General features: G+C 38.1%; 7 protein-coding genes. 6 read left to right on the forward strand and 1 reads right to left on the reverse strand.

Going from position 1 to position 6,088, the window contains the following annotated elements; all coding sequences use genetic code 11:
• The first annotated feature begins 28 nt into the window (after positions 1 to 28).
• Positions 29 to 1,030, forward strand: a complete 1,002-nt coding sequence (locus tag V3Z67_RS11550) for a hypothetical protein (RefSeq protein WP_330443457.1) — start codon at positions 29 to 31, stop codon at positions 1,028 to 1,030.
• 204 nt (positions 1,031 to 1,234) lie between these two features.
• Positions 1,235 to 1,486 carry a hypothetical protein gene (locus tag V3Z67_RS11555; protein WP_330443458.1) on the forward strand — a complete coding sequence of 84 codons (252 nt, stop codon included), beginning with the start codon at positions 1,235 to 1,237 and terminating at the stop codon, positions 1,484 to 1,486.
• 90 nt (positions 1,487 to 1,576) lie between these two features.
• Here the strand turns inward: V3Z67_RS11555 and V3Z67_RS11560 are convergent, their stop codons facing one another.
• On the reverse strand, positions 1,577 to 2,773 hold the full coding sequence (locus V3Z67_RS11560; RefSeq protein WP_330443459.1) for an LETM1-related biofilm-associated protein: 1,197 nt from the start codon (positions 2,771 to 2,773) through the stop codon (positions 1,577 to 1,579).
• Positions 2,774 to 2,923: 150 nt separating this feature from the next.
• Here V3Z67_RS11560 and V3Z67_RS11565 point away from each other — a divergent pair, with 150 nt between their 5' ends.
• The 4 genes from V3Z67_RS11565 to V3Z67_RS11580 all read left to right on the forward strand — a co-directional run bounded on the left by V3Z67_RS11565 (position 2,924) and on the right by V3Z67_RS11580 (position 5,951).
• Positions 2,924 to 4,126, forward strand: coding sequence for an NAD(P)/FAD-dependent oxidoreductase (locus V3Z67_RS11565; protein WP_330443460.1), 1,203 nt, complete (start codon positions 2,924 to 2,926; stop codon positions 4,124 to 4,126).
• A 17-nt stretch (positions 4,127 to 4,143) separates the two neighbouring features.
• Positions 4,144 to 5,052, forward strand: a complete 909-nt coding sequence (locus V3Z67_RS11570; protein ID WP_330443461.1) for a YihY/virulence factor BrkB family protein — start codon at positions 4,144 to 4,146, stop codon at positions 5,050 to 5,052.
• Positions 5,053 to 5,172: 120 nt separating this feature from the next.
• Positions 5,173 to 5,769, forward strand: a complete 597-nt coding sequence (locus V3Z67_RS11575) for a DUF4142 domain-containing protein (RefSeq protein WP_330443462.1) — start codon at positions 5,173 to 5,175, stop codon at positions 5,767 to 5,769.
• A 20-nt stretch (positions 5,770 to 5,789) separates the two neighbouring features.
• Positions 5,790 to 5,951, forward strand: a complete 162-nt coding sequence (locus tag V3Z67_RS11580) for a lmo0937 family membrane protein (RefSeq protein ID WP_330443463.1) — start codon at positions 5,790 to 5,792, stop codon at positions 5,949 to 5,951.
• Positions 5,952 to 6,088: the final 137 nt, after the last annotated feature.

A 6,088-nucleotide genomic window follows, 5' to 3' on the forward strand; every position in this document is an offset into this window, starting at 1 on the left:
TTAATCATCAATCAAAAATCATTATTCCATGAAAAAAAGCCTGCTTTTATTTTCATCGGCATTCTTATGCCTTTTTGTAAACGCTCAGGAACAGCACGAAATCAAAAAAGGCTTCCAAAGAGAGCTGGCAGACAGGTTTCCGTCGTTTCGTATAATCGACCTGCAATACCAGCAGTACCTGCCGTCTGACTTTGACTCTGAGCTTTACAAACAGAACTACCAGGAAGGGAGACTGCAAAACCACAGCAGGCTGAAACTTGCCGTTAACCTTCCTGTAATAAGAAAGCCGAAATGGAATATTACCACATCGCTTAATTATACTTACGAGAGCCTTACAGTAAAAAATCTTACTAATACAGGTACTTATAACGGATCCGTAAATAGCAATAACAGTGATTTTCATTACTTGGCAGGAGCATTAAGCTTTACTTACTTTTCCAAGATGTTCAATAAGCCGTTTATTTATAATGCCAGTGTTTTTGTCGATGGGTCAGAACAGTCGGCAGAAAGGATAAAAGGTTTTGTAGGAGGGACAATCGTACTGAAACGCAATGCCCGTACTACTATTAGTACGGGACTGCTTGTTTTTATAGATCCGGCATCGCCCGTACCTGTTGCACCTGTATTTACACTGGAGCATAAGTTTGAAAACTCACAATGGGTGTTTGACTGTTTCCTGCCAAACAGGTTGTTGTTTAGGCATCCGCTATTTAAAAACAGCAGGATACTGCTGGGAAGCGAACTTACATCAAACGGATTTTATTACTACCCTAACCGCACTGGTTTTGCAGGGGTATATGATTACCGCCAGCTTGAAATAAAAACAGGTTTTACTTATGAAACCATACTTAACCATCAGTTCATAGCTTATTTTAAAGGAGGGCTAAGCAATGTGTTCAATTCCCGTTTTACCGAAAGGGGAAAAGTGACTTCAAAGTATACGCTTTCTACACAGCAAAATGCTACAGGCTATTTTAATGTAGGTGTTTCGTTTAATCCTTTAGCCAGAAAACCGGAGAAAAGGGACTAATGTTTTTTTTAGTTTTTATTTAACAGATAAACAACTGTTTAAAAGTTTTTTACACTTCCCTTTGTTTGTGGGATATACAGTAAAACTGTGTAGGGTTTTGCCTGCTAAATATTTCTTAAACAAAAGTTATATACTCATAAAGTGCTGGTATGTAAGTATATAAATTTAGAAATTGCAGTATCAAAATCAACCAAAAACAAAATCATGAAGCTGCTTTACTATTTCCTATTATTGTTTGTAGTACTGTTAGGAGGATACCTTTTTATTAACAATTTTAGCTTTGATAATGAAAGCTTTAGCGGTTTCCTTTTAAATACCCTTTTCATATTTTTGGTGACATGTGTTACAATACTTACAGTAGTATTGTTAGTGCTTGCAGTTAAAAGAAAAAGCGTACACAAGGGTATAATGACAATACAGGAATACTACAGGTACAAAGAGTACAATGCAGACTAAGAAAAATTGAGTTTAGTTAATCGATAATTATAGAAGGTGTGTTAATTCGAAAAGCCGGGAAAAACCATATATTTTCCGGCTTTTTTGTTTTTATTCGTTATCAAGGTTCTCGTTAAATACTGTAGGCAGCATTTTAGGTATAAACTTAATAAGTACCGGTAACAGCAGGCTACCACCGGGTAGCAGGAAAATAGTAAGTGACGGTACCGTTTTACAAATTTCAAGCAATTGCTTTTTTACCTTCTTCTTTTCGCCTTCATCCAGGCTACGGTGGGTAGAGTGGGTAAGTAGCAACATTAGTTCGCCGTTATTGGAAATTTCCTTAATAAGACGCTTTTTATTACGTGTAATAAGCAGCGAAACGGTTTTTGCCGCATGTCCGTAAAAATGCTTTATAGGATTGGAGTATTTAAAGTAAGGAATCTCGTTTTTATATTCTTCAATAAAAAGATCAAATGACTCTATACTCTGTTTGGCAATATCCCTGCTAAGTTTAAGCTGACCGGCAAGGTTGTACAAAAACTCAATTTCGGTTTGCTCTTCAACGGCATCGCTCCATACTGCCATTCCTGCCATATCCAATAGGTAGTTTTTTTCCAGTTCCGATTCTGCAAAATCCAGTTCGGGCATGGTAATACTGCCGTTATTTATTTTAGACAGTTTGGTATAACGTACAGACGACTCAAACAGTTTAATGATAAGATCGTCATAATATGATTTTTCGGTTTTCTCGGTAAGTGCAATAGCAACAATACCCATAACTGTTTCCTCAAGCCTGCGCAGGTATTTTTCCGGTAGCTCATGGTATAATAGGTATTGGCGAAAAGCCAGTACATCCATAAACAGTAATGCATTGGTAAGTATATGCGAAAAGTTACGGCTTATAATATTGTCGTTTGTTTTAATGCGCTGTTCGAGTATGGCTTCCAGCTGATGGCTTGGGTCTCCTGCCGGCAGTACCATTTTAAGCGGATTAAAACCTTCAGGGGTCATTTCCCTGTAAAAGGCAATCGCCTGGTTAATAAAGTCGGTTTTGTTTTCCTTCTGGTTTACCAGTCTGTATAAGGCATACAAAGTATTAAGCAGTGCTGCCTTAGTGGTCTCTTCCGATGTCCATCCTTTGGTTTCGGCATCATCAAGGTCGTTAAAGGTTACCACATGCCCATATACAAATCCTGTTTCCCTTACGCAAAGGTAAAACTCACGGGAACTGTTATTTATGTGCGGATTATCTTTAAGCTTGGCAAAAAACTTATCGATCCATCCGCTGGCAGAAGGGTTGATCATACTGTGTTAATTGTAATGCAAAACTATGACTTTTTATAAATTAAAAAACCAATTTAACAAGAGTTAAATAAAACCTATAATTAGGCTAACACTTCCATTACAAATATATTATACCATAACTTTATAAGTAAATCATTAATTAATAAATATATGAATCTTAAATCAGGCTATCCGTTTTGGTTGGTAAAAAACGGGCTACCATTTACATTCCCTAAGTTAGATCATGATGTGGAAACCGATGTTGTTATTATAGGCGCAGGTATATCGGGGGCGTTGGTTAGGTATTATCTGGTAAATGCAGGTATACAGTGCACCACTATAGATGCCCGTACTATTGGACTGGGGAGTACCAGTGCCAGTACAGCACTGCTTCAGTATGAAATAGATGTTCCTTTGTATAAGCTAACCGAAATGATAGGTAAGGAAAACGCCCAGAGAGCCTATCAGTTATGCGGAGAAGCTATTGATACCCTTGAGGAGATTACAAAAGGTTTTAAACTCGACGGATTTAAAAAACGTAAAAGTCTGTATTATGCCACCTATAAAAAGGATGTAAGCTGGCTTAAAAAGGAATATGAAGCAAGAAAAGAAGCTGGGTTTAAAGTACGCTGGCTTAATGAAGACGAACTTGAAGATCAATATGGTTTTAAAGGCTATGGTGCTATAGTGTCGAGCAAGGCTGCCGAGGTAGATGCTTATATGCTTACACACTGCCTGTTACAACACCAGAAAAAAGGGAAGGATCTTAATGTTTTTGACCGTACTCCCGTTACTGATATAAAGCATAACAAAAATGGTGTGGTACTTAAAACCGAATCAGGGCACACCATAAAGGCTAACAAACTGATATATGCCACAGGTTATGAGGTGGTTAATTTTATTGATAAGGATATTGTTAACCTGCTGTCTACCTATGCAGTGGTAAGCGAACAGTATAATGACAGGCCGTTTTGGAAAGATGAGGTACTTATATGGAATACTGCCGACCCATACCTTTACGTGCGTACCACACCCGATAACAGGGTGTTGGTAGGGGGCAGGGATGAAGATTTTTCTAATCCGGCTAAGCGCGATAAACTGATAAACAGGAAAACCAAACAGCTTACTAACGATATTAATAAGATGTTCCCTAATCTCAACTTTAAGCCTGAGTTCAGCTGGACAGGTACTTTTGGCTCTACTAAAGACGGGCTCCCATATATAGGGCCGTATAAAAAATTACCAAACGGATATTTTTCTTTGGGGTTTGGCGGAAACGGCATTACCTTTAGCGTGGTGGGAGCACAAATACTGTGTGACCTGCTGCAGGGCAAAAACAATAACGATTTGTCCCTGTTTTCGTTTGACCGATAAAATTACCTGTTACAACCATGAGCATAAAGCATAAAGGCCTTACCGTATGGACGCTTTTAAAGACTACGTTTACCGAATTTTTTTCAGATAATGCCATTAAACTGGCGGCATCACTTTCGTATTATACTATATTCTCCATTGCGCCGCTTTCCATTATAATAATATCGGTTTGCGGACTCTTCTTTGGTGAAGATGCCGTTAAAGGGGAATTTTACGGACAAATAAATGAGTTTGTAGGGCCAAATGCCGCAGCACAAATTCAGGAAATCATTACTAATACAAAACTATCGGGAGACAGTGTACTGGGGCTTATTATAGGTATTGTGATACTGCTTGTGGGAGCATCGGGGGTATTTGTGGAGATACAAAGTTCCATTAACTATATATGGGGACTAAAAGCAAAGCCCGATAAGAGTATAAAAAAGTTCATCAAGAACAGACTTATGTCCTTCTCCATGATTGGGGCTATAGGCTTTTTACTATTAGTAAGTTTACTGGCTAATACAGTGCTTGATTTATTACGTAGTCAGTTAAAAGAACTCCTTCCCGAAACTACAGTCTATCTGGTATATGTATTAAACTTCGGATTAGTTTTTTGTATCATCACCTTATTGTTCTCAATTGTTTTCCGTACACTGCCCGACGGACACGTAACTTGGAAGGATACCTTTGTGGGTTCGGGTACTACGGCTATACTTTTTATGCTGGGGAAATTTGGTATCAGTATTTACCTAACCAATTCAGATGTTGCTTCGGCCTTCGGTGCGGCGGGTTCCGTTATTATCATACTTTTATGGGTGTATTATTCGGCTATCATATTATACTTCGGTGCCGAATTTACCAAGGTTTACGCACGCCTTCACGGCAAAAAAATCACCCCGAACACCTATGCTGTTAAGATTAGAAAAGATGTAATAGACGAATAAATTACATTTAGTATTTCCCTAACACTAATTGTGAATCCCTTAATATTTTAGTCATACTTTATGTGTTAATTTTGACATTGTAAACATGAAGTAACCAAATAATCTAAATAACAAGTGACTATGAAAAGGAAATCAATATTAGGAAAAATGCTGCTTGGTGCAGCGCTTATAACAATGACATTAGGGGCTACTTCGTGTAAGGATAACAAGGAAACAGATCCTGCAGAAGTTGCCGAAGAGCAAAACGAAGCCAAGTTTGAAGATACTAATGAGGCTAAGGAAGAAGATGCCGAGTATTTTGTTTTTGCTGCCGATTTGAACATGAAAGAGATTGAACTGGCTAAACTGGCACAACAAAAAAGTACTAATGCCGAAGTAAGGGCTTTTGCCGAAATACTTTTTAACGACCATACTAAGGCAATGGCAGACCTAGAGAAAAATGCACAATTAAAAAATATATCGCTGCCCACAGCTTTAAGTGAAGACGGTAAAGAGGCTTATGATAAACTAAGCAAAGAGAAAACAGAGGACTTTGACAAAAAGTATGTGGATATGATGGTGGATGGTCATGAAAAGGCAATTAAGAAGATGGAGAAGGCCAGTGAGGAAGCTAATGACGAAGAAATAAGAATGTGGGCTGCCGATATGTTACCTACGCTTAAAACACACCACAATGAGGCTGTAAGACTACAGGACCTTATTAAGGAAATGAAATAAACAGGAAGGGAAAAATTGCTATGAAAAATCTGTTGTTTATAATCGCTATTGTATTAGTCATACTATGGGCGCTGGGAAGTTTTGTAATTCATGTAGGCGGTGCCTTAATACACCTATTACTGGTGTTGGCACTTATCGCTATACTGGTTAATGTGTTTAGAGGAAAAAAGCCCCTCAGTTAAAAATACGATATGCTATTTAAAAGCCGCTGCGATACATTCGCAGCGGCTTTTTTATGTCTAATGTCACGTCCTGAAATAGCGATACACAAAAAAGTATCATTATGGATGAACAAAGCAATTATGTAAAGCGTACCCAA

It is taken from the genome of Flavobacterium sp. C4GT6, from assembly GCF_036347315.1.
In the GTDB taxonomy this organism is placed as follows: Bacteria; Bacteroidota; Bacteroidia; order Flavobacteriales; family Flavobacteriaceae; genus Flavobacterium.